Raw genomic sequence first — 25532 nt, 5'->3', positions numbered from 1 at the left:
GTTCACGCTCCTGGCTGGGCCTGCTGGAAGCCTTCCAGCACATTGACCGCGTTGATGCCGATTTCCTCCACAGCGTAGCCGCCCTCCATCACGAACAAGGTCGGCTTGCCCAGCTGGGCGATGCGCTTGCCCATCGCCAGGTAGTCGGGACTGTCGAGCTTGAACTGGGAGATGGGGTCGTCCTTGAAGGTATCCACGCCAAGGGAGATCACCAGCACATCGGCATCGAAGGTGGCGATGCGCTGGCAGGCGTCTTCGAGGGCTGCGCTCCAGGCTGCCCAGTCGCTGCCGGCAGGCAGCGGGTAGTTGATGTTGCAGCCTTCGCCGGCACCTTCGCCGATCTCGTCGGCGTAGCCGAGGAAGAACGGGAACTCGTCCTGCGGGTCGCCGTGGATCGAGGCGAAGAACACGTCGTTGCGGGTGTAGAAAATGTCCTGCGTACCGTTGCCGTGGTGATAGTCGACGTCGAGGATGGCTACCTTGCGCCGGCCGTGGTCGATGAAGGCCTGGGCGGCAATGGCTGCGTTGTTGAGGTAGCAGTAACCCCCCATCACTTCGCCTGCGGCGTGGTGCCCTGGTGGCCGGCACAGGGCGAATGCGGCATGGGCGCCTTGCTGGATCGCGGCCTGGGCGGTCAGGGCGACCTGGGCGGCGCTGTAGGCGGCCTGCCAGGTGCCGGCGGTGATCGGTGCGCCGGCGTCGAAGCTGTAATAACCGAGCTCGCCGTGCAGGCCGCTGGGTTTGACCTGGCGCAGGGTGCGCGCCGGCCAGGTGAACGGCAGCAGGTCACCTTCCTGGCCAAGTGCGGCCCAACGGGCCCAGGCGCCTTCGAAGAAATTCAGGTAGTCGGCGCTGTGGATGCGCTGCAGCGGCGCGCGGCCAAAGTCGGCGGGGCCTTGCACGGGCCCGAGGTTGCGCTGCTTGACGCGCTCCAGGACGTGGTCGGCGCGCGACGGCATTTCGAAACAGGGCATCAGCTTGCCGTCGATGAGCTCGCAGCGGCCATGGTGCAGGCGGTGATCATCGGAATAGATCGTCAGCACGTTGTTGTTCTCCGTATTCACTGGCGTGGAGCCATTTTTACGGACTGCCCGGTACTGGAGAACGTCGCAAACGGCCAAAAGGGGATCGATGTGGCCAAGCCGTCCGTAACCGGTCAACCGCGAAAATGGCTTGGCGCCACGCCGCTCCAGCGCTGGAAGGCATGTCGGAAGCTCGCGGTCTCGCTGAACCCCAATGTTTCGGCAATGCGGTAGATCGGCATCTGGTCCTCGGCCAGCAACTGCTTGGCCCGCTCGAAGCGCAGCTCGTCGAGGAGCTGTTGATAACTGCTGCCCAGCGCCTGCAAATGCCGGCGCAGTGTGCGCGACGAGCAGTTCATCTGCCGTGCCAAGCCTTCCAGCCCAGGCGCGGCATCCAGTTGTCGCAGAAGCAGCTGGCGGATCCGCCCCAGCCAAGCTTGGCGGCCGGTGAACTCCAGGTTGAGGCGCCGGCAGCGTTCGCCCATCGCCTTGTGGGTGATCGGGTCGGCCAGGGGCAGGGGCATGTCCAGCCAGTGTCGTTCGAAAGCGAAGGCATTGTCGCTGGCGCCGAAGCCGAGTGGGCACTGGAATGCAGGGTCATAGAGCGCGTGGTAGCCCGGGCGCGGGTGTTCGAAACGCGCCGCCAGCAACGGTAGTTGGCGGCCGAGCAGGTCATCGCAGATCACTTTCAGCGACAGCAGGCAGAATTCGGCATTGAAGGCGGCCAGCCCAGGCGCGTCGTAATGGTCGCTGGCGCTGAGCCACACGCGCTGGCCATCGTCCACCAGGCGCAGCTGAAAGACTGTTCCCAGCAGTGCCGGAAAGGTCAGCGCCAGGCGCAGGGCGTCACCCAAAGTGGCACTTGAGAGCAGGGCGTAACCGAGCATGCCGTAGCACGACACGTGCATGCGCCGGCCGAGTTCCAGGCCGATGTCCTGGCGCCGGGCCACGGCGTTGGCGCAGACCTGCAGTTCCTGCTGGGTGGTGATGCGCGCATCGGCGTGGCCCAGGTCTGCGGGGCCTATGCCGCTGCCGGCGAGCATGTGCTGCGCGTCCACGCCGTCTTCCTGGAACACCTGGAGGATCAGCGAAACGGCGTTGAGGGTGGTGAGGTGGCTGTGCAGCATGCTCGGCATCCCGTTGAGCTGGGGAGCATTACCGAGCAAGTTGTGTGCCGGGTACGCGGCGTGGCGTGGGAGCAGGCTTGCCCCGCGATGGCGTAGTTGAGGCCCGCATCAATATCGCGGGGCAAGCCCGCTCCCACGGCCGCTCCCCTATCAACAGCATTTCGCAGGCATAAAAAAAGGGCCCGTAGCATGCGCTCGGGCCCTTGAAAGGTTGAGAGGTGTCTAGTCCCTCGACCTGGTGAGACTGTTTGCAGCGGTCTGGGTTAAGCCTTCAGCGGAACCAGACGGGGAGCGATCATGTTTTCCGGACGCAGGATGTCGTTGAGCATCTCTTCGTCCAGCAGCTTCTCTTCGCGCACCAGTTCCAGCACGCCGCGGCCGGTTTCCAGGGCGACGCGGGCGATACGGGTGGCGTTTTCGTAGCCGATGTATGGGTTCAGGGCGGTGACCAGGCCGATCGAGTGCTCGACCAGTTCACGGCAGCGCTGTTCGTTGGCGGTGATGCCGACGATGCAGTGCTCGCGCAGCATGTCCATGGCGCGTTGCAGCAGGCGGATCGAGTCGAAGATCTTGTAGGCGATCAGCGGTTCCATCACGTTCAGCTGCAGCTGGCCACCTTCGGCGGCGACGGTCAGGGCCAGGTCGTTGCCCATGATGGCGAACGCGACTTGGTTGACGGCTTCCGGGATAACCGGGTTGACCTTGCCTGGCATGATCGAGCTGCCTGGCTGGCGCGCCGGCAGGTTGATCTCGTTGATGCCGGTGCGTGGGCCGCTGGACAGCAGGCGCAGGTCGTTGCAGATCTTCGACAGCTTGACCGCGGTGCGCTTGAGCATGCCGGAGAACAGCACGAAGGCGCCCATGTCGGAGGTGGCTTCGATCAGGTCGGCAGCCGGTACCAGCGGCTGGCCGCTGATGATCGCCAGGCGCTGGACGGCCAGCATCTGGTAGCCCGGGTCGGCGTTGATGCCGGTACCGATGGCGGTGCCGCCCAGGTTGATTTCGGTCAGCAGTTCCGGAGCCAGCGAGCGCAGGCGCTGCAGGTCTTCGGTCATGGTGGTGGCGAAGGCGCGGAATTCCTGGCCCAGGGTCATCGGCACGGCGTCTTGCAGCTGGGTACGGCCCATCTTCAGAACGTGGTCGAACTCTTTACCTTTGGCAGCGAAGGCCTGGATCAGGCTGTCGAGGCTAGCCAGCAGGGCGTCGTGGCCCAGCAGCAGACCCAGACGAATCGCGGTCGGGTAGGCGTCGTTGGTCGACTGCGCCATGTTCACATCGTTGTTCGGGTGCAGGTACTGGTACTCACCCTTCTGGTGACCCATGGCCTCCAGCGCGATGTTGGCGATGACTTCGTTGGCGTTCATGTTGGTGGAAGTACCAGCACCGCCTTGAATCATGTCCACCACGAACTGCTCGTGATAGTCGCCTTTGATCAGTCGTGCGCAGGCTGCGCTGATCGCGGCGTGCTTGGCATCGCTCAGGTGCCCCAGCTCACGGTTGGCGTCAGCAGCTGCCTGCTTGACCATCGCCAGGCCGACTACCAGTTTCGGGTAGTGCGACAGCGGAACACCGGAGAGGTGGAAGTTGTTGGCAGCGCGCAGAGTCTGGATGCCGTAGTAGGCATCGGCAGGGACTTCAAGGGTACCAAGCAGATCTTTTTCGACGCGGAACGATGCAGCGGAGGACATGATGGATATCATCTCGATTTTGACCCGGCACCTGCCGGAATGGCGCCAATGCTAGGGCTGCCCAGATTTTGCGGCCAATGCTGTTGCACGCTAACCTATGCGCAAACGGCATACGGTTTGATGTGACGCCGATTGACAATCGAGCGTGTTCCATTTTGGTGCACGCAGTGCGGAGTAGTCGATGAACCTCGAAAGCAAATGGCTGGAGGACTTCAGTGCCCTGGCCTCGACCCGCAGTTTCTCGCAAGCGGCCGAGCGCCGGTTCGTTACCCAGCCAGCGTTCAGCCGACGCATACGCAGCTTGGAAGCGGCGCTTGGGTTGACCTTGGTGAATCGTTCCCGCACACCCATCGAACTGACCGAGGCCGGGCAGCTGTTTCTCGTCACTGCACGCACCGTTGTCGACCAGTTGAGCGAAGTTCTCCGCCATTTACATCACCTTGAAGGCGGTCAGGGCGAAGTGATCCAGGTCTCGGCCGCGCACTCCTTGGCATCGGGCTTTTTCCCCCGCTGGGTGGCGCAATTGCGCAACGATGGCCTGAACATCGCCACGCGCCTGGTCGCCACCAACGTCGGTGATGCGGTGCATGCATTACGCGAAGGCGGCTGCGACCTGATGCTGGCCTTCTATGACCCGGACGCGGCGCTGCAGATGGACGCCGAGATCTTCCCGTCGCTGCACATGGGCAATACCGAAATGCTTCCGGTGTGTGCCGTGGGCCCCGACGGCAAGCCGCTGTTCGACCTGGAGGGGGAGGCCAGCGTGCCCTTGCTGGCCTACAGCGCCGGCGCCTTCCTCGGTCGGTCGGTCAACCTGCTGCTGCGCCAGCGCAACCTGCGCTATACCACTGTCTATGAAACGGCCATGGCCGACAGTCTCAAGAGCATGGCGCTCGAAGGCATGGGCATCGCCTGGGTCCCGAAGCTGTCGATGCGCGGTGAACTGGAGCGTGGCGAGCTGGCGATCTGCGGTGGCAGCCAGTGGCATGTGCCACTGGAAATCCGCCTGTATCGCTGCGCCTTGGTGCGCAAGGCCAACGTGCGCTTGCTGTGGCGCAAGCTGGAGGGCGGTTCAGTTGACCCAAAAGTCAGCCAAACCCCCGAAAAATAAGGCCGACAGTTGGTCGCCGGGGGTGCCGTGACCGCGCAACGTTACGCTATACTGCGCGGCCCCTCGACCGGATAGATTCCGGTCATGATCAGCAAACAAGCCACGCCGGTCGTCCCGCGTGGCTTGTTGTTTTTTGACGCGCCTGCGGGCGCACAAGCGAAGAGGCTCGACGATGAGTGCACTGGTTGGCGTGATCATGGGCTCCAAGTCCGATTGGTCCACCCTTAGCCACACCGCCGATATGCTGGAAAAACTCGGCATTCCCTACGAAGTGAAGGTGGTTTCCGCCCACCGCACCCCGGACCTGCTGTTCCAGTACGCCGATGAGGCCGAAGGCCGCGGCATCGAAGTGATCATCGCCGGCGCCGGCGGCGCCGCCCACCTGCCGGGCATGTGCGCCGCCAAGACCCATCTGCCGGTGCTCGGTGTGCCGGTGCAATCGTCGATGCTCTCGGGTGTTGATTCGCTGCTGTCGATCGTACAGATGCCTGCTGGCGTCCCGGTCGCCACCCTGGCCATCGGCAAGGCCGGCGCGATCAACGCAGCCTTGTTGTCGGCGAGCATCCTCGGGGCCAAGCACCCGCAGTTCCACGCGGCGCTCAAGCAGTTCCGCACCGAGCAGACCGACACCGTGCTGGATAATCCAGACCCGCGTCAGGCTTGAGGCTGAAACCCATGAAGATCGGTGTAATCGGTGGTGGCCAACTGGGCCGCATGCTGGCCTTGGCGGGCACCCCGCTGGGCATGAACTTCGCTTTCCTCGACCCGGCACCAGACGCCTGCGCCGCGCCGCTGGGCGAGCACCTGCGTGCCGACTACGGTGACCAGGACCATCTGCGCCAGCTGGCCGACGAAGTCGACCTGGTGACCTTCGAGTTCGAAAGCGTGCCGGCCGAGACCGTGGCCTTTCTCTCGCAGTTCGTCCCGGTCTATCCGAGCGCCGAGGCCCTGCGCATCGCCCGTGATCGCCTGTTCGAGAAGAGCATGTTCCGCGATCTGGGGATTCCCACCCCGGCCTTTGCCGACATCCTCTCGCAGGCGGACCTCGATGCCGCGGTGGCAAGCATTGGCCTGCCGGCCGTGCTCAAGACCCGCACCCTGGGTTACGACGGCAAGGGCCAGAAGGTCCTGCGCAAGCCCGAAGACGTGGTCGACACTTTTGCCGAACTGGGCAGCGTGCCGTGCCTGCTGGAAGGCTTCGTGCCGTTCACCGGGGAAGTGTCGCTGGTGGCCGTGCGCGCCCGCGACGGTGAAACCCGCTTCTACCCGCTGGTGCACAACACCCATGACAGCGGCATCCTGCGCCTGTCGGTGGCCAGCGAGGCGCACCCGTTGCAGGCCCTGGCCGAAGACTACGTTGGCCGCGTGCTGCAGAAACTCGACTACGTGGGCGTTATGGCCTTCGAGTTCTTCGAAGTGGACGGTGGCCTGAAGGCCAACGAAATCGCCCCGCGTGTGCACAACTCCGGGCACTGGACCATCGAAGGCAGTGAGTGCAGCCAGTTCGAGAACCACCTGCGCGCCGTGGCCGGCCTGCCGCTGGGCTCGACCGCCAAGGTCGGCGAAAGCGCCATGCTCAACTTCATCGGCGAAGTGCCAGCAGTGGAGAAAGTCGTCGCCATCGATGACTGCCACCTGCACCACTACGGCAAGGCATTCAAGGTCGGGCGCAAGGTTGGCCACGCCACCCTGCGCTGCCAGGACATGGCCACCTTGAAGGCCAAGATTGCCGAAGTAGAGGCGTTGATCGCCGGCTGATCGAACTTCTGCCGGGCATTGCCGCTCTGAGATGGCAACATGCCAAAGCGCTGACTAGGCTTTGGCATGTCTCATGTTCATCACAGAGGGATTGCCATGGGCATCATTGGAACCATCTTCATCGGCCTGATCGTCGGCCTGCTGGCGCGTTTCCTGAAACCGGGTGACGACAGCATGGGCTGGATCATGACCATTCTCCTCGGCATCGCCGGTTCCCTGGCCGCCACCTACGGCGGACAAGCCCTGGGCATCTACCAGGCCGGGCAGGCCGCGGGCTTCTTCGGGGCCCTGGTCGGCGCGATCATCCTGCTGGTGATCTACGGCTTCATCAAGAAACGCTGAATTCCCGCTAGAATGCCCGGCAATTCATCCTGAGTTGCCGAGCATTTCCATGCGTGCGTTATCCCTCATTCCCCTGTTGCTGGCCAGCGCCCTGGCCCATGCCGAACTGCCCGAGACCGACTGGCTGGAACTGATGCCCAAGTCGGACCAGAAGGCGCTCGAGCAAATGCCCGAGATCGACCACAACTCCCCGGAAGCCCTGGGCACCTTCACCGCCAAGGGTGGGCTGAAGCAGAGCAAGGGCCTGCCGGCAGTGATGTACTCGACCAAGACCGTGGCCGCCATGAACGGCAGGCAGATCCGCCTGGGTGGTTATCCGGTGCCGCTGGAGAGCGATGCCAAAGGCAACAGCACGCTGTTTTTCCTGGTGCCTTACCCAGGGGCGTGCATCCATGTACCGCCGCCGCCACCGAACCAGCTGGTGCTGGTGCGGTATCCGAAAGGGCTGAAGATCGACGACATCTACACGCCGCTGTGGGTGACCGGCACCTTGAAGGTGGAGAAAGTCAGCAATGACTTGGCGGATGCGGCCTATGCACTGGAGGCGGGGCAGGTGAGGGTGGTGGAGGATGCGGACCTCTGAGCCTGGCAGAGCGTATCGCGGGGCAAGTCGGGCCGCCCCGCGATAGCGATTTCAGAGCGCTTCGCTACCGATTGCCACGCTCATCGCATGAGTCGCCCCTGGCTTGAGCACCACCACGTCATCCATCACATTCGCCGTCTCGATGCACAGCATGCGCTGCCAGCCATCGTCGGCCATGTCCGGCAGGTCGCGGGCGCGGTCGGTCCAGGGGTTCCAGATCACCGCGGTGCTTGAGCCGCCAGCAGTAAGGGTGATGCGTCGGTTCCAGTGCGGATCGACAATCGCCAGTCGATCGGGCGCGTTCAGGTAGATGCGATCAGTCTCGCCCGCGAAACCCAGGTTGCCCTGCTGTTTGCGCTGTTCCCAATTGGCCAGTGTTTCGATGTAGGCCAGCCCGTCCACGCCTTCCACTTGCACCTGGCGCACATCGCTCACGGCGAAGTAGCTGTGCAGCGCCTGGCTCAGGGTGACATCGGTATTGCCGAGGTTGTAGCTGGTGAGGGTGAGCTTCAGCTGGTCACCCAGCTCTACCAGGAGCTTGAGCTGGACCTCATGAGGCCAACCCGGCAGGTCACCCTGGGCTTCGGGCAATTCGAACTCGACCTGCAGGTGGTCGCCGTGTTCCTCGGCGCGCAACAACTGCCAGTCACGGCCACGCACCAGGCCGTGGGCGGGCGGCTGCTCGCCCTTGAACATGGCTTTGACCGTATCGGGATTGCGCTCGAAGATACCGAACCACGGCCAGCACACGGGAGCGCCGGCACGCACCGACTTGCCCTGGCGGAAGATGGCCTGGTCGCTCAGCCACAGCAGCGGAGGCTCGCCCAGGCGCTGATAGCTCAGAACCTGGGCGCCCTGCTGGGCAATCAGTAGTTCGGCATGATCGCTGGTGATGCGCCAGCAGTTGAGTTCGCCGTGCAGCTCGGTCTCGACCGTGAAGTTAGCCATTGCGTTCGTCTCATTGATTGTCTGTCAGGCCGTTGGACCCGGTGACGTGCAATGAGTTTACCGCTGGCCAGGCTCAGCGACGAGGTACGGAGCGGGTGCGACCACTGCCATCGATGGCGACGAACACGAACACCGCCTCGGTAACCTTGCGCCATTCGCTGGACAGCGGGTCGTCGCTCCATACCTCGACCATCATCTGGATCGAGCTGCGGCCGATTTCCAGGGTCTGGGTATAGAAGGACAACTGCGCGCCCACGGCCACCGGGACCAGGAACGCCATGCGATCGATGGCTACCGTGGCCACTCGGCCTCCGGCGACGCGGCTGGCCATGGCGGTACCGGCCAGGTCCATCTGGGCGACCAGCCAGCCGCCGAAGATATCGCCGAAACCATTGGTTTCGCGCGGCAGCGCGGTGATCTGCAAGGCCAGGTCGCCTTGCGGGATAGGATCTTCTTGTTCGAGCTCAATCATGCCGTGGGGCCTCTGACCCGTGACGCTTCGTTGGTGGCGCAATAACGGACGCCGTAAAAACGATTCAGCAACACGCATACTACGCTGATTTCGCTTCAGGGGGCGGCCTCAGGGAAACTCTGCGAAACAGTCTGACAACGATGACCGACGTTTTCGCACAACATCCCTCAGGATAAGCAACCTTTTCCTACGAGCGGGCAGTATATATACCTGCACAGCCAGCGACGACCGTGCATTCATGAATATCTGTATGGATTTTGTACCGCTATGAGCGCGGCTCGGCAATTTGCTATCTTCGCCGACTATTCAATCCAGAAGCCGCATGCCAAGCGGTCCGCAGACCTACAAGAGAAAGAACAGCGATGACCTCCGTGCAGAGCAGTATCGAGCAGCCGTCCCGGCCGTTGTCCCGCAGTGACTACAAGACCCTCTCGCTGTCCGCCCTGGGCGGTGCCCTGGAGTTCTACGACTTCATCATCTTCGTGTTCTTCGCCACTGTGGTGGGCAAGCTGTTCTTCCCGGCCGACATGCCCGAATGGCTGCGTCTGATGCAGACCTTCGGCATCTTCGCCGCCGGCTACCTCGCCCGGCCATTGGGCGGCATCGTCATGGCCCACTTCGGCGACCTGCTCGGACGCAAGAAGATGTTCACCCTGAGCATTTTCATGATGGCCGTGCCGACCCTGGTGATGGGGCTGCTGCCCACCTATGCGCAGATTGGCCTGTGGGCGCCGATCCTGCTGCTGTTGATGCGGGTTATCCAGGGCGCGGCCATCGGTGGCGAGGTGCCGGGGGCCTGGGTGTTCGTCTCCGAGCACGTGCCGGCGCGCAACACCGGCTATGCCTGCGGCACCCTGACCGCCGGCCTGACCTCGGGCATTCTGCTTGGCTCGCTGGTGGCGACGCTGATCAACACGATCTACAGCCCCGAGGAAGTGGCGGACTACGCCTGGCGTATTCCATTCCTGCTCGGTGGGGTGTTCGGCTTCTTCGCGGTCTACCTGCGCCGCTGGCTGCATGAGACCCCTGTGTTCGCCGAAATGCAGGCACGCAAGGCCCTGGCCGAGGAGCTGCCACTGCGCGCGGTGCTGCGTGATCATCGCGGCGCGATCATCCTCTCGATGCTGCTCACCTGGCTGCTGTCGGCCGGCATCGTGGTGATCATCCTCATGACCCCGGCATTGCTGCAGAGCCTCTACCACGTCAGCCCCACCGACTCGCTCAAGGCCAATAGCCTGGCCATCGTGCTGCTCAGCCTGGGCTGCGTCGGCGCTGGCAGCCTGGCCGACCGTTTCGGTGCCGGGCGGGTGTTCATCGTCGGCAGCCTGGCGCTGCTGGCGTCGTCCTGGGCCTTCTACCACAGCCTGCCGACACGCCCGGACCTGCTGTTCCCGCTCTATGCGCTGACTGGCTTGTGCGTGGGTATCGTCGGCGCCGTGCCTTACGTGATGGTCAAGGCGTTCCCGCCTGTCGTGCGCTTCAGCGGCCTGTCGTTCTCCTACAACCTCGCCTACGCGATCTTCGGTGGCCTGACGCCGATGGTGGTGACCGCGCTGCTCAAGTTCAGTCCGATGGCACCCGCCTATTACGTGGCGTGCCTGTGCGCCGTTGGTCTGCTGGTGGGCATCTATCTGCTCGCGCGCAAACGCTGAAACCCGCTCTAAGTCCCCTCCGCAACATCCTGTAAAGGCCATCCCGGTTACCGGTGATGGCCTTTCATCCAATTGTCACATTCGAGTCATAGAGTGTTCATGCGGCCTGCAGATACTTGGGCCCGTTCCATCTCACAACCCACGATATTCCTGCTAGGAGCAAGGCATGAAACTGAAGCGTTTGATGGCGGCCCTGACCTTTGCCGCCGCTGGCGTCGCTGCCGCCAATGCGGTCGCCGCTGTCGATCCTGCAATCCCGACCTACACCAAGACCACCGGTGTTTCGGGCAACCTCTCCAGCGTCGGTTCCGACACCCTCGCGAACCTGATGACCCTGTGGGCCGAGGCCTACAAGAAGGAATATCCGAACGTAAACATTCAGATCCAGGCCGCCGGTTCCTCGACCGCGCCACCCGCCCTGACCGAAGGCACCGCCAACCTGGGCCCGATGAGCCGCAAGATGAAGGACGTCGAGCTGCAGGCGTTCGAGCAGAAGTATGGCTACAAGCCGACTGCCATTCCGGTTGCCGTTGACGCCCTGGCCGTGTTCGTTCACAAGGACAACCCGATCAAAGGCCTGACCATGGCCCAGGTCGACGCCATCTTCTCCTCCACCCGTCTGTGCGGTGGCAAAGCCGACGTCAAGACCTGGGGTGACCTGGGCGTGACCGGCGACCTGGCCAACAAGCCAGTTCAGCTGTTCGGCCGTAACTCGGTATCCGGCACCTACGGCTACTTCAAGGAAGAAGCCCTGTGCAAAGGCGACTTCAAGCCTAACGTCAACGAACAACCTGGCTCGGCTTCGGTCGTGCAGTCGATCAGCTCGTCGCTGAACGGCATCGGCTACTCGGGCATCGGCTACAAGACCGCCAGCGTCAAGACCGTGGCCCTGGCCAAGAAAGAAGGCGGCGCGTTCGTCGAAGACAACGAAGCCAACGCCCTGAACGGTACCTACCCGCTGTCGCGCTTCCTCTACGTCTACGTCAACAAGGCCCCGAACAAGCCTCTGGCCCCGCTGGAAGCCGAGTTCGTCAAGCTGGTGCTGTCGCAGGCCGGCCAACAAGTTGTCGTGAAGGACGGCTACATCCCGCTGCCAGCCAAGGTGGTCGACAAGACCCTGGCCGACCTGGGCCTGTCCCACGCGGGTAACGTTGCAAAGAAGTAAATAACTGAGGATGAGGCCGGTGCCAAAGAATGCCGGCCTCCTCCACGAATTCCTTAGTCCGAAGCCAGGGCTCCTGAGCGGCGGGCTTTTTTGCGTCACTGCACTGTCATGTTTTTGTCATACGGGACCGCTAGGGTGTGCGCATGAATGATCTGGCCAACTCCACAATGACCCAAAATTCTCCTCCCGTGCGCATTGACTTCAATACGCCCGAGTTGCAACGCAAGCGCCGCCTGCGCGCCCTCAAGGATCGCCTGACCCGCTGGTACGTCCTGGTGGGCGGGCTCGCCGTGCTGGCGGCGATCACGCTGATCTTCTTCTACCTGGCCTATGTGGTGCTGCCGTTGTTCCAAGGCGCCACGCTTACCAGCAAGAAGGCGCTGGAGCCGACCTGGCTGCAGCAGGACGCCGGTAAACCGCTGCTGATCGCCCTCGAGGAACAGAACCTCGTGGGCATGCGTGTATCCGACAAGGGCCAGGCCCTGTTCTTCGACACCAAGACCGGCAACGAACTGAAGCGCGTCGACCTGCCGCTGCCGGCCGGCGCCCAGGTCAGCTCGATCAGCACCGACCAGCCGGGCAGCCCGCTGGTGGTGGTGGGCCTGTCCAACGGCCAGGCACTGGTGTTCCACCACACCTACAAGATCACCTATCCGGACAACAAGAAGACCATCGAGGCGGGCATCGACTTCCCCTATGGTCAGGACCTGTTCACCCTGGATGACCAAGGCCGCGCGCTGGAGCATGTGAGCGTCAACGTCAACGGCGACACCTTGTTGCTGGCCGGTTCCACCGGTGCGCACCTGCAGGTGATCGAACTGTCGCGCACCGAGAACATGATGACCGACGAGGTCACTGTCGAGCAGAACCGTATCGAACTGCCGCAGATGACCGAGGTGGTGAAGAACATCTTCATCGATCCGCGCCAGCAGTGGCTGTACGTGGTCAACGGTCGCGCCACCGCCGACGTGTTCAGCCTGCGCGACAAGAGCCTCAACGGCCGCTACAAGCTGCTCGAGGACGGCAACGCCGAGATCACCGCGACCGCCCAGCTGGTCGGTGGCATCTCGCTGATCTTCGGTGATTCCAAGGGTGGCCTGAGCCAGTGGTTCATGGCCCGCGACCCCGATGGCGAGTCGCGCTTCAAGTTGATCCGCAGCTTCCAGCTGGGCAAGGCCCCGGTGGTGCAGATCGACGCCGAGGAGCGCCGCAAGGGCTTCATCGCCCTGGACAGCGAAGGCAAGCTCGGCGTGTTCCACAGCACCGCGCACCGCACCCTGCTGGTCGAGCCGGTCGCCGAAGGCGCGGGCATCCTCGCCCTGTCGCCGCGCGCCAACCGCATCATCATCGAGCAAGGCAACACGCTGCTGCCGCTGAGCCTGAAGAACCCGCACCCGGAAGTCTCGTTCAGCGCGCTGTGGGGCAAGGTCTGGTACGAGAACTATGACGAGCCCAAGTACGTCTGGCAGTCGACCGCCTCGAACACCGACTTCGAACCCAAGCTGAGCCTGTCGCCGCTGACCTTCGGTACGCTCAAGGCCGCGTTCTACGCGATGATCCTGGCTGCCCCGCTGGCCATCGCCGCCGCCATCTACACCGCCTACTTCATGGCTCCGGGCATGCGCCGCAAGGTCAAGCCGGTGATCGAGTTGATGGAAGCGATGCCGACGGTGATCCTCGGCTTCTTCGCCGGCCTGTTCCTCGCGCCGTACCTCGAAGGCCACCTGCCGGGCGTGTTCAGCCTGTTCCTGATCATGCCGATCGGTATCCTGCTTGCCGGCTACAGCTGGAGCCGCCTGCCGGAGTCGATCCGCCTGCGCATCCCCGATGGCTGGGAAGCGGCGATCCTGATCCCGGTGATCCTGGTCATTGGCTGGTTTGCCCTGTACATGAGTCCGTTCCTCGAGAGCTGGTTCTTCGCGGGCGACATGCGCCTGTGGATCACCAATGATCTGGGGATCACCTATGACCAGCGCAACGCCCTGGTAGTGGGTATCGCCATGGGCTTCGCGGTCATCCCGAACATCTACTCCATCGCCGAGGACGCCGTGTTCAGCGTGCCGCGCAGCCTGACCCTGGGCTCGCTGGCGCTGGGCGCGACGCCATGGCAGACCCTGACCCGCGTGGTCATCCTCACCGCCAGCCCGGGCATCTTCTCGGCGCTGATGATCGGCATGGGCCGTGCGGTGGGTGAGACCATGATCGTGCTGATGGCCACCGGCAACACCCCGGTGATGGAGCTGAACCTGTTCGAGGGCATGCGCACCCTGGCCGCCAACGTGGCCGTGGAAATGCCCGAATCGGAAGTCGGCGGCAGCCACTATCGTGTGCTGTTCCTCGCCGCCCTCGTGCTGCTGTTGTTCACCTTCGTGATGAACACCCTGGCCGAGCTGATTCGCCAGCGCCTGCGCAAGAAATACTCGTCGCTTTGATAGAAAGGTAGAGATCCGTGAAAAAGGATTCCCTCAAAGGCTGGTTCAAGAGCGGCGCCCCCGGCGTCTGGATCAGTGGCGGCGCGGTGGCCATGGCGGTCATCATGACCGTCGGCCTGCTGGCCGTGATCGCCGTGCGCGGCCTGGGCCACTTCTGGCCGGCCGACCTGGTCCAGGCCACCTACAAGGTGCCCGGCCAGGCTGACCACATCGTCATCGGTGAAGTGGTGCAGAAGGAAGAAGTGCCCCGCGAACGCCTCAAGGGTGCCGGCCTGCCGGTGCCCGACCAGGGCCCGGAGTTCATGACCCGCGAGCTGATCAAGGTGGGTAACCGCGACCTCAACGGCAGCGACTTCACCTGGGTGGTCGGCGAGTGGCTGGTCGACCAGCAGAAACCTGCCGACCTGATTGCCCTGGAGCGCCGCGAATGGGGCAACTTCTACGGCTATCTGGTCAGCGTCAAGGAAGAAGGCCGCGTGGTCGCTCAGGGGCCGGAAGCCTGGAACGAGCTGCAGGCCCGCCTCAAGCGCGCCAGCCAACTCAACGACCAGCTTGTGAAGCTCGAGAAGAAGGACATCGGTGCCATCAACCATGGCCTGGAGCGCCTGCGCCTGCACAGCCGCAAGCTGGAACTGGACGGCAAGCTCGACGCCGCCGCCCAGGCCGACATGGACGCCGAGCGCGCCGAGCTGAACAACCGCTACAAGGCCATCGAAGAGCGCCTCAACGGCCTGCATCAGGAGTTCGCCCGCGACAGCCTGGTAGCACGCGACGGCAACGGCCGCGAAGTGGAGATCAACCTGAGCAAGGTGGTCCACGCCATTCAGCCGAACGCCATGTCGGGCTTTACCAAGATGGGCGCCTACTTCGCCAAGGTGTGGGAGTTCCTCAGCGACGACCCGCGTGAGGCCAACACCGAAGGCGGTATCTTCCCGGCCATCTTCGGCACCGTGATGATGACCCTGATCATGGCGGTGATCGTCACCCCGTTCGGCGTACTGGCTGCCGTCTACTTGCGTGAATACGCCAGGCAGGGCCCGGTGACCCGGCTGATCCGCATCGCCGTGAACAACCTCGCCGGCGTCCCGGCGATCGTCTACGGCGTGTTTGGCCTGGGCTTCTTCGTCTACGTGCTGGGCGGCTCGATCGACCGGCTGTTCTTCCCCGAGTCGCTGCCGGCACCTACGCTGGGTACGCCGGGCCTGTTGTGGGCTTCGCTGACCCTGGCGCTGCTGGCCGTGCCGGTGGTGATCGTGGCCACCGAGGAAGGTCTGGCGCGTATTCCGCGCACTGTACGCGAAGGCTCGCTGGCGCTGGGCGCGACCAAGGCCGAGACGCTGTGGAAGATCGTCCTGCCGATGGCCAGCCCGGCCATGATGACCGGCATGATCCTCGCCGTGGCCCGCGCCGCCGGCGAAGTGGCCCCGCTGATGCTGGTGGGTGTGGTGAAGCTGGCGCCATCGCTGCCGGTTGACGGCAACTACCCGTACCTGCACCTGGACCAGAAGATCATGCACCTGGGCTTCCACATCTACGACGTCGGCTTCCAGAGCCCCAACGTCGAGGCCGCGCGGCCGCTGGTGTACGCCACCGCGCTGCTGCTGGTGCTGGTGATCGCCACCCTCAACCTCTCGGCGGTGTGGATCCGTAACCACCTGCGCGAGAAGTACAAGGCCCTGGACCACTGATCCCGATTGCAAGCGTGCCGCCCGGATGCCGGGCGGCCCTTTGAAACGAATTGATAGCGTATGGAGTTGACCATGCAGCATGAGTCCCACGCCCACGGCATCGACATGTCGGCCCTGGGCCGCGACAAGCAGAGCCTGCGCCTGGCTGAAGAGACCGTGGCCATCGAAGTACCCGGCCTGTCCCTGTTCTACGGCGACAAGCAAGCACTGTTCGACGTCAGCATGAACATCCCCAAGCAGCGCGTGACCGCCTTCATCGGCCCGTCCGGCTGCGGCAAGTCCACGCTGCTGCGCACCTTCAACCGCATGAACGACCTGGTCGACGGCTGCCGTGTCGAAGGCGCCATCAACCTGTACGGCAACAACATCTACCGCAAGGGCGAGGACGTGGCCGAGCTGCGTCGCCGCGTGGGCATGGTGTTCCAGAAGCCCAACCCGTTCCCCAAGACCATCTACGAGAACGTGGTCTACGGCCTGCGTATCCAGGGCATCAACAAGAAGCGCGTGCTCGACGAGGCCGTCGAGTGGGCGCTGAAGGGCGCGGCCCTGTGGGATGAGGTCAAGGACCGCCTGCACGAGTCGGCGCTGGGCCTGTCCGGTGGCCAGCAGCAGCGTCTGGTGATCGCCCGTACCATTGCCGTTGAGCCGGAAGTGCTGTTGCTCGACGAGCCGTGCTCGGCACTGGACCCGATCTCGACGCTGAAGGTCGAAGAGCTGATCTACGAACTGAAATCCAAGTACACCATCGTCATCGTGACCCACAACATGCAGCAGGCGGCCCGTGTTTCGGACTACACCGCCTTCATGTACATGGGCAAACTGGTCGAATTCGGTGATACCGACACCCTGTTCACCAACCCGGCGAAGAAGCAGACCGAAGACTACATCACCGGTCGCTACGGCTAAGACCGGCAAGGTAGGAACGCCAGGGAACGACACGAACGACTTGAAGCCTGCAGCTGCTTCGCGGAGCCAAACGATGATCAACAAAGAAAGCCTTACCCACCACATCTCCCAGCAGTTCAACGCCGAGCTCGAGGAGGTGCGCAGCCACCTGCTGGCCATGGGCGGGCTGGTGGAGAAACAGGTGAACGACGCCGTCACCGCGCTGATCGAGGCCGACTCGGGCCTTGCCCAGCAAGTGCGCGAGGTCGACGAACAGATCAACCAGATGGAGCGCAACATCGACGAGGAGTGCGTGCGCATCCTCGCCCGTCGCCAACCGGCGGCCTCCGACCTGCGCCTGATCATCAGCATCTCCAAGTCGGTGATCGACCTGGAGCGCATCGGTGACGAATCGACCAAGATCGCCCGCCGTGCCATCCAGCTGTGCGAGGAAGGCGAGTCGCCGCGTGGTTATGTCGAGGTGCGCCATATCGGCGACCAGGTGCGCAACATGGTCCGCGACGCGCTGGACGCCTTCGCCCGCTTCGACGCCGACCTGGCGCTGTCGGTGGCCCAGTACGACAAGACCATCGACCGCGAGTACAAGACGGCGCTGCGCGAGCTGGTCACCTACATGATGGAAGATCCGCGCTCGATCTCCCGCGTGTTGAGCGTGATCTGGGCCCTGCGTTCGCTGGAGCGCATCGGCGATCACGCACGCAACATCTCCGAGCTGGTGATCTACCTGGTGCGTGGTACCGACGTGCGCCACATGGGCCTCAAGCGCATGAAGGCCGAGGTGCAGGGCGAAGCGTTCGATGAGGGCGAAATCGCTAATGTTCCGGCTGAACCGGACGATAAATAAGATTGCTCCCGAGCATGAACGCCCGGCAACCGCCGGGCGTTTTCGTTTGCGGTCGAGCACCAGCAGGCACCCGCGAACCGTGTGAGAAGTCCCGGCGTGACCAGTGGTTTGGCAAATGGCCATCAGTCGGCGGTATGCTAGCCGGGATCAAGAGGAGTATCGATGAGTAAAGTGAATGTGCTGGTCGTGGATGATGCCCCGTTCATCCGCGATCTGGTAAGGAAGTGCCTGCGCAATGCCTTCCCTGGCATGGTGATCGAGGACGCGGTCAACGGTCGCAAGGCCATGGCCATGCTGAGCAAGGAACGTTTCGACCTGGTCCTGTGCGACTGGGAAATGCCGGAGATGTCCGGCCTCGAACTGCTGACCTGGTGCCGTCAGCAGGAAGAGATGAAGACCATGCAGTTCATCATGGTGACCAGCCGTGGCGACAAGGAGAACGTGATCCAGGCCATCCAGGCCGGCGTTTCCGACTTCGTCGGCAAGCCGTTCACCAACGAGCAGCTGCTGACCAAGGTGAAGAAGTCGCTGACCAAGATCGGCAAGCTCGACAGCCTGATGTCCAGCGCGCCGGCGCGGGTCAACTCGGCGTTTGCCAACGATTCGCTCAGTGCCCTGACCGGTGGTCGTCCGGACGCGGCCAAGGTAACCGCGCCCGCCGCTGCGCCAGTGGCAGCGGCGGCCAAGCCTCTGATCAACGCCCCCACGCCGAAGACTGCCGCTGCGGCGGCCCAGACTGGTCGTGGCCAAGGCCAACTGCGCCTGTCCAGTGGCACCCAGCCGTGCATGATCAAGGCCTTGAGCCTTAAGGAAGCCCTGCTGGTGGTGCGCCGCGGCACTAATCTGCCACAGGTGCTCGAAGGCGCGGTGCTGGACCTGGAGCAAGGTGAGAACGCCGAAACGGCGCGTCTGAACGGCTACCTGCACGCCATTGCGGCGCTGGAGCCCAAGCCTGAGAGCGACTGGCTGCAGCTGACCTTCAAGTTCGTCGACCAGGATGCGCAGAAACTCGACTACCTGTCGCGACTGATCGCCCGCGGCACGGCGCAGAAGCACTTCACGCCTGGCGCCTGATGGCCACTTGAGCACCGCGTCGCAGCGGATGTAGTGGGAGCGGGCTTGCCCCCTCCCACGTTACACCTCCAGCATCCCGACCAACTGTCATATCCCTCTCAAATCCGGCTGCTAGGCTTCGACAGAACACCACTGTCAAAAAGCCACCATCATGCCGCCCTCCCGACTGCTGCTGTTCTGTGCCTTGCTCACGGCCTCGGCGTCGAGCCTGGGCATGACCATCTACAAGACCACTGATACCTATGGCGTGGTTTCCTATTCCGACCGACCCAGCGTTGGCGCCAAGGTTTTCGTGTTCCGCGAACCCATGGTCGAGCGCCTGGACGGCCAGGTGCGGCTGAAGACCGAGGATTTCGCCGGTGGCGTGCGTTTTGTCGCGCGCAACGAGCTGTTCGTGCCGATGGAAGTTGAACTGCGTGTGGAGCGCCTGGCCAATGCCCAGGGCGGTAACGCCCCGCGCATCGTCCGGCGCCTGGTGCCGCCACGCTCGAACCTGATCCTCAGCGTGGTACAGGCTCGCCAAGGGGCTCGCCTCAAGTACGACACCAAGTTCCGCTACGCCATGGGCGACCCGGGCCAGCGCCCGCAGGGCTACCGTTATCCGTTCCCCTGGAAGGGCGGGCCGTTCCGCCTGAGCCAGGGCCCCAACGGCCGTTTCAGCCACTTCGGGCCCAAGGGCCGCTACGCCATGGATATCGCCATGCCCGAAGGCACGCCGATCATCGCGGCACGCGGTGGGGTGGTGGTGAAGATCGAGAACAACCAGAGCGGGCGGGGCAACAATCCGGCGGGCAATTTCGTCAGGATCCTGCACCCGGACGGCACCATGGGCGTTTACCTGCACCTGATGCGCGGTTCGGTGGTGGTGGGCGAGGGGCAGCGGGTTGCACAGGGGCACCCATTGGCCAAATCGGGCAACACCGGCAACAGCAGCGGGCCGCACCTGCATTTCGTGGTGCAGCGCAATGTGGGGCTGGCGCTTGAGTCGATCCCGTATCAGTTCGACCGGCCAATCGGTGGTTTGCCGGACTTTACCGCAGGGAATCCATGACGCATTGCGGAGCAAGCCCGCACCCACGGATGTAGGCGCGGGCTCTCGGGTCAATCGAGCTTGAGCACCTTGGCCAGCACGATCTTCGGGCCTTTCATCTTCTTGATGATGATGCGCAGGCCTTCGACCTCCAGCACTTCCTCTTCCTCAGGGACGCGCTTGAGGGTCTCGTAGATCAGCCCGGCGAGGGTTTCAGCCTCGATGTGGTCCAGGTCGATACCCAGCAAACGCTCGACCTTGAACAGCGGCGTATCGCCGCGCACCAGCAGTTTGCCCGGCTGGTAGGCGAGGATGCCGCGCTCGGTCTTGCGGTGCTCGTCCTGGATATCGCCCACCAGCACTTCCAGCACGTCTTCCATGGTCAGGTAGCCGATCACCTTGCCGTCGGCTTCCTCGACCAGCACGAAGTGCGCGCCGCCCTTGCGGAACTGCTCCAGCAACTGGGCCAGTGGCATGTGCCGGGACACCCGCTCCAGCGGGCGGGCGAGGTCTGCAAGGTCGATGGTTTGCGGCAAGTGGTCGAGCTCTGCGAGCTCCAGCAGCAGGTCCTTGATGTGCAGCAGGCCGGTGAATTCCTCGCGCTCGGCGTCATACACCGGGTAGCGGCTGAACTTGTGACGGCGCAGCAGGGCGAGGATTTCCTTCAGCGGCGCATGGGCATCGATGCTGACCATGTCCTCGCGGGAGTTGGCCCAGTCGACCACCTCGAGCTCGCCCATCTCCACGGCCGAGGCCAGCACGCGCATACCTTGGTCGCTTGGGTCCTGGCCACGGCTGGAGTGCAGGATCAGCTTGAGCTCCTCGCGGCTGTAGTGATGTTCGTGGTGCGGCCCGGGCTCGCCTTGACCGGCGATGCGCAGGATGGTGTTGGCGCTGGCGTTGAGCAGGTAGATCGCCGGATACATCGCCCAGTAGAACAGGTACAGCGGCACGGCGGTCCACAGCGACAGCAGCTCTGGCTTACGGATCGCCCAGGACTTGGGTGCCAGCTCGCCGACAACGATGTGCAGGTAGGAGATCACGAAGAAGGCGACGAAGAACGAGATCGCCTTGACCAGCTCCGGGCTGTCCACGCCGACATAGGCCAGCAGCGGCTCGAGCAGGTGGGCGAACGCTGGCTCGCCGACCCAGCCCAGGCCCAGGGAGGCGAGGGTGATGCCCAGTTGGCACGCCGAGAGATAGGCGTCGAGCTGGTTGTGCACCTTGCGCAGGATGCTGCCACGCCAGCCATGCAGCTCGGCGATGGACTCGACGCGGGTGGAGCGCAGCTTGACCATGGCGAACTCGGCGGCCACGAAGAAGCCGTTGAGCAGCACCAGGAACAAGGCGAAAAGGATCATGCCGAAATCGGCGAACAGCGAGGTGAGGCTGATACCAGGGGAAGGGTCCATGATGGGGTTTTACGGGGTCCGTCTTTGAAAGGGAGAAAAAAAGTGCCAGCGATGGCTGGCACGGGGGATCCAATGTAGCGGCTGGCGCCGCAAAAGCAAAGGGGACGCTGACCGCATCGCGGGGCAAGCCCGCTCCCATGCCAGCAGAGGCAAGCGTGGGAGCGGGCTTGCCCCGCGCGGGGTCATCCTTGATTCGTGACCAACTGCGCCGGCGCAAAGTGGCAGGTAAAGGTACTGCCATGCCCCGGCACGCTGCTGATTTCCAGGCGTGCGCGATGGCGCATCAGCACGTGCTTGACGATCGCCAGGCCCAGCCCGGTGCCGCCGGTGTTGGAGGCGCGGCTGGAGTCGACGCGGTAGAAGCGTTCGGTCAGGCGTGGCAGGTGCTTGGCCTCGATACCGACCCCCGAGTCCTGCACGCTGAGGTGCGCGCCCTGGTCGTCGGCCCACCAGCGAATGCGGATATTGCCCTCATCCTGGGTGTACTTGACCGCGTTGAACACCAGGTTGGAGAACGCGCTGCGCAGCTCCGACTCGCTGCCCTTGAGGCGTATGCCAGGCATTGCCTCCAGGCTGATCCGCTGGTTGCGCGGGCCGGACAGGGCCTTGGCGTCGTTCTTGATGGCGGTGAGCAGGGTGTCAACCAGCACCGGCTGGTTGTCCGAGGGATAGTCGGTGGCTTCGAGCTTGGCCAACAGCAGCAGGTCGTTGAGCAGGGTCTGCATGCGTGAGCCTTGCGCGCTCATCTGCTGCAAGGCACGGCTCCAGCGCGGGTTCACGTCCTCGACGTTGTCCAGCAGCGTCTCCAGGTAGCCGGTGATCACCGTCAGCGGCGTGCGCAGCTCGTGGGAGACGTTGGCGACGAAGTCCTTGCGCATCTGTTCCAGCTGGTGGATGCGGGTCACGTCGCGCACCAGCATCAGATGTTCGTTGTTGCCGTAGCGGGTAAGGTGCAGTTGCACACGCAGGCGGTCGTTGATCGGCGACGGGATCTCCAGCGGTTCGGCGTAGTTCTCCGACTCGAAGTACTCCTTGAAGCGCGGGTGGCGCACCAGGTTGGTCACCGGCTGGCCGCCGTCCTGCGGGGTCTTGAAGCCCAGCAGGGTCTCGGCGGCGCGGTTCCACCACTCCAGGTTGCCGTCGCTATCGAGCATGATCACCGCATCGCGCAGCGCGGCGGTGGACTCCTGGACCCGGTCGATCACTGCCTGCAGGCGGCCCCGCACGCGCTGGTCGCGGCGCTGCAGGTGATAGATGCTGTCGAACACTTCGCCCCACAGGCCGTAGCCATCGGGTGGCGCCTCATCGGGTTGATGATTGCGCAGCCAGTCGTGCAGGCGCAGCAACTGCTTCAGTGTCCAGCCCAGGTAGAAGGCCAGGCCGATGGCCAGGCTCCAGCCATAGTACCCGCTGACCAGCCCGCCGATCAGGCAGACGGTGATCAGCAGGAGCATGTGGCGAATCAGGGTCGCGTGCCAGTTCTGGTTCAATTGACAGTCCTTGTACAGCGGGCGCTTGGGCTTCGATCAGCTTTTGGTCGAGAAGCGATAGCCAGTGCCGCGGACGGTTTGTACCAGATTTTCGTAGGCTTCACCCAGTGCCTTGCGCAGGCGGCGGATGTGCACGTCGACGGTGCGCTCCTCGACATAGACGTTGCCGCCCCAGACCTGGTCGAGCAACTGGCCGCGGGTGTAGGCGCGCTCCTGGTGAGTCATGAAGAACTGCAGCAGGCGGTACTCGGTGGGGCCCATCTCGGCCGGCTTGCCGTCGATGGTCACGCGGTGGCTGATCGGGTCTAGCAGCAGGCCGCCGACTTCGATCGGCGCTTCGCTGTCGCTTGGGCCGGTGCGGCGCAGCACGGCCTTGAGGCGCGCCACCAGTTCACGGGGCGAGAACGGCTTGGTGATGTAGTCGTCGGCGCCGACTTCCAGGCCCTGGATCTTGTTGTCCTCTTCACCCTTGGCGGTGAGCATGATGATCGGGATGTCGCCGGTCAGCTCGTCGCGCTTGAGGCGGCGGGCCAGTTCGATGCCGGAGGTGCCCGGCAGCATCCAGTCGAGCAGGATCAGGTCCGGCTTGCGGTCGACGATGATGGCGTGGGCCTGTTGCGAGTTCTCGGCCTCGAGGCAGTCATAGCCGGCCATTTCCAATGCAACGGCGATCATCTCGCGGATAGGCGCTTCGTCGTCGACGATCAGAATGTTTCTGCCAACCATGCTCAATTACCTCTCCCAGGAACGATGTCTTGGCCCGCATTAGATAACGGAATTATTGCAGCTGTGTGACAGGGCGTGGGCGGTTCTGGCGACATTGCGTGACTGGACTAGGCTAAAAGTGGCCGCGAACATTCAATCCACCCCTGAACAATGGTGATTCCAATGACACGACATACGCTGAGCTGGATGGCCCTTTGCGCTGCGCTGGCAGTGCCGGGGGTGGCGTCGGCTCATCACGCCATGGAGAAGGATGGCATGTGGGTCGACCACGATGGCATGACGCTGTACACCTTTGACAAGGACGCTGGTGGCAAGTCCATGTGCAATGGCGAGTGCGCCAAGAACTGGCCGCCGTTGATGGTGAAGAAGGACGACGAGGCGCCGAAGGACAAGTGGACTCACGTCACCCGCGACGATGGCTCGATGCAGTGGGCCTATGACGGCAAGCCGCTGTACACCTTCGTCAAGGACAAGAAGGCCGGGGATACCACCGGTGATGGCATGAAGGATGTCTGGCACGTCGCCAAGCCTTGATGCACCTGGCGTGGGAGCGCCGCACCGCCGCTCCCACCATTGGCCTGCGCAATGTCAGCGCAGCGCGTAGTCCAGCACCACACCAATGAAGATCAACAACCCCGCCCAGTGGTTGTGCAGGAACGCCTTGAAGCACGACTCGCGGTCCAGCTTGCGCGTCGACCAGAACTCCCAGGCGAAGCATATCGCCGCCGCCAGCAGCCCCAGGTGGAACCAGCCGCCCAGCTCGAAGCGGTTGCCCGCCAGGAGCAGGCAGCCCAGCGACAGCAGCTGCAGGCTCAGGATGATCACCCGGTCGGCCTCGCCGAAGAGGATGGCGGTGGATTTCACGCCGATCTTCAGGTCGTCGTCACGGTCGACCATGGCGTAGTAGGTGTCATACCCCACCGTCCACAGCAGGTTGGCGATGTACAGCAGCCAGGCGCTGGCCGGCAGCTCGCCACCCGCGGCGGTGAAAGCCATCGGGATACCCCAGGAATACGCCGCGCCCAGCACCACCTGCGGGTAGTAGGTGTAGCGCTTCATGAACGGGTAGCAGAAGGCCAGGGCGACCGCGCCGAACGACAGCCAAACCGTGGTGGCGTTGGTGCACAGCACCAGCAGGAAGCTCACTCCCACCAGCAGGGCGAACAGCACCAGCGCTTCGCGGGGCTTCACCCGGCCGCTGGCCAGTGGCCGGTCGGCGGTGCGCTTGACGTGGCCGTCCACCTTGCGGTCGGCGAAATCGTTGATGCAGCAGCCGGCGGCACGCATCAGCACCACGCCGAGGCCGAAGATCAGAACGTTGGCCAGGGTCGGCGAGCCGTTGCCGGCAATCCACACCGCCGACAGCGTCGGCCACAGCAGCAGGTAGATGCCGATGGGGCGGTCCATGCGGCTCAGCTGGACAAAGTCCCAGGCGCGCGGGTGCAGGCGGTTGAGAGACTTGAGCAGTTGCATGTACATCAGCGGTTTTCCTCCGTGGCCGCGTGCCACAGGGCGGGCAGGAACACCTCGGCCACCAGCAGGTCGAGGCCGGCGCGTTCGAAGCGCGAGCGCCTTCCCCACAGCCCGGAGCTGGTGACCTCTACGGGCAGCCAGTCCTGTGGATAACTGCACACTTCGATAGGGTGGCGGACGAACGCCTGGTCGCAGAACAGTAGCTCGCCCAGCGAGCGGCTGCCCAGGGTCTCCAGGTCGAGCCCCCCGCGCTCCAGCGCTGTGCGGCTGGCGACGCTGCGGGCGAATACCCACGGCTGGCCATGGCCGCGCAGGTAGACCTCGCGCACCCAGCCCTGCGCGCCAGGCCGCAGGCCCAACGCGGCGCATTCATCGTCACGTAGTGGCTGCCAGCCCTCGAACAAAGGGGTGACGCTGAAGTGGTCATGGGAAAGACCGGTCAGGCGACGGGTCAGGGAGCCTTCGTCGAACAACCAGTCCAGGGTCGGCTGGTCGGGCAGGGGCGCCAGTTGCGGATACGCCAGCCACGCGACAGCGGCTGCTTGCGGGGTTTCGTACGGCACGTCGGTATGCTTGATACAGGCCAGAG

At 63.8% G+C, this 25532-nt stretch carries 24 protein-coding genes; 14 read left to right on the top strand and 10 right to left on the bottom strand.

Going from position 1 to position 25532, the window contains the following annotated elements; translation table 11 throughout:
• Positions 1-2: 2 nt before the first annotated feature.
• The 3 genes from OH705_RS00835 to aspA all read right to left on the bottom strand — a co-directional run bounded on the left by OH705_RS00835 (position 3) and on the right by aspA (position 3837).
• Entirely contained in the window at positions 3-1043 is a 1041-nt protein-coding gene (locus OH705_RS00835) for a histone deacetylase family protein (RefSeq protein WP_267300597.1), read from the bottom strand.
• Between the two features lie 113 nt (positions 1044-1156).
• On the bottom strand, positions 1157-2149 hold the full coding sequence (locus OH705_RS00830; RefSeq protein ID WP_023629862.1) for an AraC family transcriptional regulator: 993 nt from the start codon (positions 2147-2149) through the stop codon (positions 1157-1159).
• A 263-nt stretch (positions 2150-2412) separates the two neighbouring features.
• Positions 2413-3837 (bottom strand): aspartate ammonia-lyase, encoded by a 1425-nt coding sequence (gene aspA, locus OH705_RS00825; protein WP_031314847.1) that lies wholly within the window; start codon positions 3835-3837, stop codon positions 2413-2415.
• A 181-nt stretch (positions 3838-4018) separates the two neighbouring features.
• Here aspA and OH705_RS00820 point away from each other — a divergent pair, with 181 nt between their 5' ends.
• From OH705_RS00820 to OH705_RS00800, 5 genes are all read left to right on the top strand, one after another.
• Positions 4019-4948: a LysR substrate-binding domain-containing protein gene (locus OH705_RS00820; protein ID WP_023629864.1), complete on the top strand. Its 930-nt coding sequence runs from the start codon at positions 4019-4021 to the stop codon at positions 4946-4948.
• Between the two features lie 172 nt (positions 4949-5120).
• Positions 5121-5612, top strand: a complete 492-nt coding sequence (gene purE / locus OH705_RS00815) for a 5-(carboxyamino)imidazole ribonucleotide mutase (RefSeq protein WP_031314848.1) — start codon at positions 5121-5123, stop codon at positions 5610-5612.
• An 11-nt stretch (positions 5613-5623) separates the two neighbouring features.
• Positions 5624-6706, top strand: a complete 1083-nt coding sequence (locus OH705_RS00810; RefSeq protein ID WP_023629865.1) for a 5-(carboxyamino)imidazole ribonucleotide synthase — start codon at positions 5624-5626, stop codon at positions 6704-6706.
• A 96-nt stretch (positions 6707-6802) separates the two neighbouring features.
• Complete coding sequence (locus OH705_RS00805; RefSeq protein ID WP_023629866.1) at positions 6803-7048, top strand: GlsB/YeaQ/YmgE family stress response membrane protein; 246 nt, start codon at positions 6803-6805, stop codon at positions 7046-7048.
• A gap of 49 nt (positions 7049-7097) precedes the next feature.
• A complete protein-coding gene (locus tag OH705_RS00800) occupies positions 7098-7631 on the top strand; it encodes a DUF3299 domain-containing protein (RefSeq protein ID WP_267300592.1) in 534 nt (177 codons plus the stop codon).
• Between the two features lie 51 nt (positions 7632-7682).
• On the opposite strand, the gene OH705_RS00795 is transcribed toward OH705_RS00800, so the two are convergent.
• Together OH705_RS00795 and OH705_RS00790 are read right to left on the bottom strand one after the other, a co-directional pair.
• Entirely contained in the window at positions 7683-8579 is an 897-nt protein-coding gene (locus OH705_RS00795) for a D-hexose-6-phosphate mutarotase (protein WP_023629868.1), read from the bottom strand.
• 73 nt (positions 8580-8652) lie between these two features.
• On the bottom strand, positions 8653-9051 hold the full coding sequence (locus tag OH705_RS00790) for an acyl-CoA thioesterase (RefSeq protein ID WP_003253317.1): 399 nt from the start codon (positions 9049-9051) through the stop codon (positions 8653-8655).
• Positions 9052-9413: 362 nt separating this feature from the next.
• Between OH705_RS00790 and OH705_RS00785 the strand changes: the two genes are divergently transcribed.
• From OH705_RS00785 to OH705_RS00750, 8 genes are all read left to right on the top strand, one after another.
• Positions 9414-10703, top strand: coding sequence for an MFS transporter (locus tag OH705_RS00785; protein WP_267300589.1), 1290 nt, complete (start codon positions 9414-9416; stop codon positions 10701-10703).
• Between the two features lie 166 nt (positions 10704-10869).
• Entirely contained in the window at positions 10870-11868 is a 999-nt protein-coding gene (locus tag OH705_RS00780) for a phosphate ABC transporter substrate-binding protein PstS (protein WP_023629870.1), read from the top strand.
• A gap of 143 nt (positions 11869-12011) precedes the next feature.
• Positions 12012-14300 carry an ABC transporter permease subunit gene (locus tag OH705_RS00775; protein ID WP_267300586.1) on the top strand — a complete coding sequence of 763 codons (2289 nt, stop codon included), beginning with the start codon at positions 12012-12014 and terminating at the stop codon, positions 14298-14300.
• 17 nt (positions 14301-14317) lie between these two features.
• Positions 14318-15988 (top strand): phosphate ABC transporter permease PstA, encoded by a 1671-nt coding sequence (gene pstA, locus OH705_RS00770; protein WP_038707069.1) that lies wholly within the window; start codon positions 14318-14320, stop codon positions 15986-15988.
• A 72-nt stretch (positions 15989-16060) separates the two neighbouring features.
• Positions 16061-16894, top strand: coding sequence for a phosphate ABC transporter ATP-binding protein PstB (gene pstB / locus OH705_RS00765; protein WP_031315066.1), 834 nt, complete (start codon positions 16061-16063; stop codon positions 16892-16894).
• A 73-nt stretch (positions 16895-16967) separates the two neighbouring features.
• Entirely contained in the window at positions 16968-17738 is a 771-nt protein-coding gene (gene phoU, locus OH705_RS00760; RefSeq protein WP_023630537.1) for a phosphate signaling complex protein PhoU, read from the top strand.
• Positions 17739-17900: 162 nt separating this feature from the next.
• On the top strand, positions 17901-18812 hold the full coding sequence (locus tag OH705_RS00755) for a response regulator (protein ID WP_038707068.1): 912 nt from the start codon (positions 17901-17903) through the stop codon (positions 18810-18812).
• 151 nt (positions 18813-18963) lie between these two features.
• Positions 18964-19863 carry a peptidoglycan DD-metalloendopeptidase family protein gene (locus OH705_RS00750; RefSeq protein WP_267300582.1) on the top strand — a complete coding sequence of 300 codons (900 nt, stop codon included), beginning with the start codon at positions 18964-18966 and terminating at the stop codon, positions 19861-19863.
• A gap of 50 nt (positions 19864-19913) precedes the next feature.
• Here the strand turns inward: OH705_RS00750 and OH705_RS00745 are convergent, their stop codons facing one another.
• The 3 genes from OH705_RS00745 to phoB form a co-directional block, all read right to left on the bottom strand.
• A complete protein-coding gene (locus OH705_RS00745) occupies positions 19914-21254 on the bottom strand; it encodes a hemolysin family protein (RefSeq protein WP_023630539.1) in 1341 nt (446 codons plus the stop codon).
• Between the two features lie 182 nt (positions 21255-21436).
• Entirely contained in the window at positions 21437-22708 is a 1272-nt protein-coding gene (gene phoR, locus OH705_RS00740) for a phosphate regulon sensor histidine kinase PhoR (RefSeq protein WP_267300732.1), read from the bottom strand.
• A 72-nt stretch (positions 22709-22780) separates the two neighbouring features.
• A complete protein-coding gene (gene phoB / locus OH705_RS00735) occupies positions 22781-23470 on the bottom strand; it encodes a phosphate regulon transcriptional regulator PhoB (protein ID WP_003253341.1) in 690 nt (229 codons plus the stop codon).
• Positions 23471-23632: 162 nt separating this feature from the next.
• Between phoB and OH705_RS00730 the strand changes: the two genes are divergently transcribed.
• Entirely contained in the window at positions 23633-24004 is a 372-nt protein-coding gene (locus tag OH705_RS00730) for a hypothetical protein (RefSeq protein WP_023631403.1), read from the top strand.
• 54 nt (positions 24005-24058) lie between these two features.
• Here OH705_RS00730 and ubiA read toward each other — a convergent pair whose 3' ends face one another.
• Complete coding sequence (gene ubiA, locus OH705_RS00725; RefSeq protein WP_038707067.1) at positions 24059-24949, bottom strand: 4-hydroxybenzoate octaprenyltransferase; 891 nt, start codon at positions 24947-24949, stop codon at positions 24059-24061.
• Positions 24949-25506, bottom strand: a complete 558-nt coding sequence (locus OH705_RS00720) for a chorismate--pyruvate lyase family protein (RefSeq protein WP_031315457.1) — start codon at positions 25504-25506, stop codon at positions 24949-24951. The genes ubiA and OH705_RS00720 overlap by 1 nt, the downstream gene beginning before the upstream one ends.
• Positions 25507-25532 lie beyond the last annotated feature (26 nt).

Origin of the sequence: Pseudomonas sp. BJa3 (assembly GCF_026343815.1) — a bacterium.
Classification (GTDB): domain Bacteria; phylum Pseudomonadota; class Gammaproteobacteria; order Pseudomonadales; family Pseudomonadaceae; genus Aquipseudomonas; species Aquipseudomonas soli.
The sequence above is the reverse complement of the archived record's forward strand: the minus strand, read 5'-3'. Positions and strand labels throughout refer to the sequence as shown.

What these genes read in the sequence shown, in the direction of transcription:
- OH705_RS00830 (WP_023629862.1), bottom strand. Translation starts at nt 2,149, where the DNA reads ATGCTGCACAGCCACCTCACCACCCTCAACGCCGTTTCGCTGATCCTC.
- aspA (WP_031314847.1), bottom strand. Translation starts at nt 3,837, where the DNA reads ATGTCCTCCGCTGCATCGTTCCGCGTCGAAAAAGATCTGCTTGGTACC.
- OH705_RS00820 (WP_023629864.1), top strand. Translation starts at nt 4,019, where the DNA reads ATGAACCTCGAAAGCAAATGGCTGGAGGACTTCAGTGCCCTGGCCTCG.
- purE (WP_031314848.1), top strand. Translation starts at nt 5,121, where the DNA reads ATGAGTGCACTGGTTGGCGTGATCATGGGCTCCAAGTCCGATTGGTCC.
- OH705_RS00810 (WP_023629865.1), top strand. Translation starts at nt 5,624, where the DNA reads ATGAAGATCGGTGTAATCGGTGGTGGCCAACTGGGCCGCATGCTGGCC.
- OH705_RS00805 (WP_023629866.1), top strand. Translation starts at nt 6,803, where the DNA reads ATGGGCATCATTGGAACCATCTTCATCGGCCTGATCGTCGGCCTGCTG.
- OH705_RS00800 (WP_267300592.1), top strand. Translation starts at nt 7,098, where the DNA reads ATGCGTGCGTTATCCCTCATTCCCCTGTTGCTGGCCAGCGCCCTGGCC.
- OH705_RS00795 (WP_023629868.1), bottom strand. Translation starts at nt 8,579, where the DNA reads ATGGCTAACTTCACGGTCGAGACCGAGCTGCACGGCGAACTCAACTGC.
- OH705_RS00790 (WP_003253317.1), bottom strand. Translation starts at nt 9,051, where the DNA reads ATGATTGAGCTCGAACAAGAAGATCCTATCCCGCAAGGCGACCTGGCC.
- OH705_RS00785 (WP_267300589.1), top strand. Translation starts at nt 9,414, where the DNA reads ATGACCTCCGTGCAGAGCAGTATCGAGCAGCCGTCCCGGCCGTTGTCC.
- OH705_RS00780 (WP_023629870.1), top strand. Translation starts at nt 10,870, where the DNA reads ATGAAACTGAAGCGTTTGATGGCGGCCCTGACCTTTGCCGCCGCTGGC.
- OH705_RS00775 (WP_267300586.1), top strand. Translation starts at nt 12,012, where the DNA reads ATGAATGATCTGGCCAACTCCACAATGACCCAAAATTCTCCTCCCGTG.
- pstB (WP_031315066.1), top strand. Translation starts at nt 16,061, where the DNA reads ATGCAGCATGAGTCCCACGCCCACGGCATCGACATGTCGGCCCTGGGC.
- phoU (WP_023630537.1), top strand. Translation starts at nt 16,968, where the DNA reads ATGATCAACAAAGAAAGCCTTACCCACCACATCTCCCAGCAGTTCAAC.
- OH705_RS00755 (WP_038707068.1), top strand. Translation starts at nt 17,901, where the DNA reads ATGAGTAAAGTGAATGTGCTGGTCGTGGATGATGCCCCGTTCATCCGC.
- OH705_RS00750 (WP_267300582.1), top strand. Translation starts at nt 18,964, where the DNA reads ATGCCGCCCTCCCGACTGCTGCTGTTCTGTGCCTTGCTCACGGCCTCG.
- OH705_RS00745 (WP_023630539.1), bottom strand. Translation starts at nt 21,254, where the DNA reads ATGGACCCTTCCCCTGGTATCAGCCTCACCTCGCTGTTCGCCGATTTC.
- phoR (WP_267300732.1), bottom strand. Translation starts at nt 22,708, where the DNA reads ATGCTCCTGCTGATCACCGTCTGCCTGATCGGCGGGCTGGTCAGCGGG.
- phoB (WP_003253341.1), bottom strand. Translation starts at nt 23,470, where the DNA reads ATGGTTGGCAGAAACATTCTGATCGTCGACGACGAAGCGCCTATCCGC.
- OH705_RS00730 (WP_023631403.1), top strand. Translation starts at nt 23,633, where the DNA reads ATGACACGACATACGCTGAGCTGGATGGCCCTTTGCGCTGCGCTGGCA.
- ubiA (WP_038707067.1), bottom strand. Translation starts at nt 24,949, where the DNA reads ATGTACATGCAACTGCTCAAGTCTCTCAACCGCCTGCACCCGCGCGCC.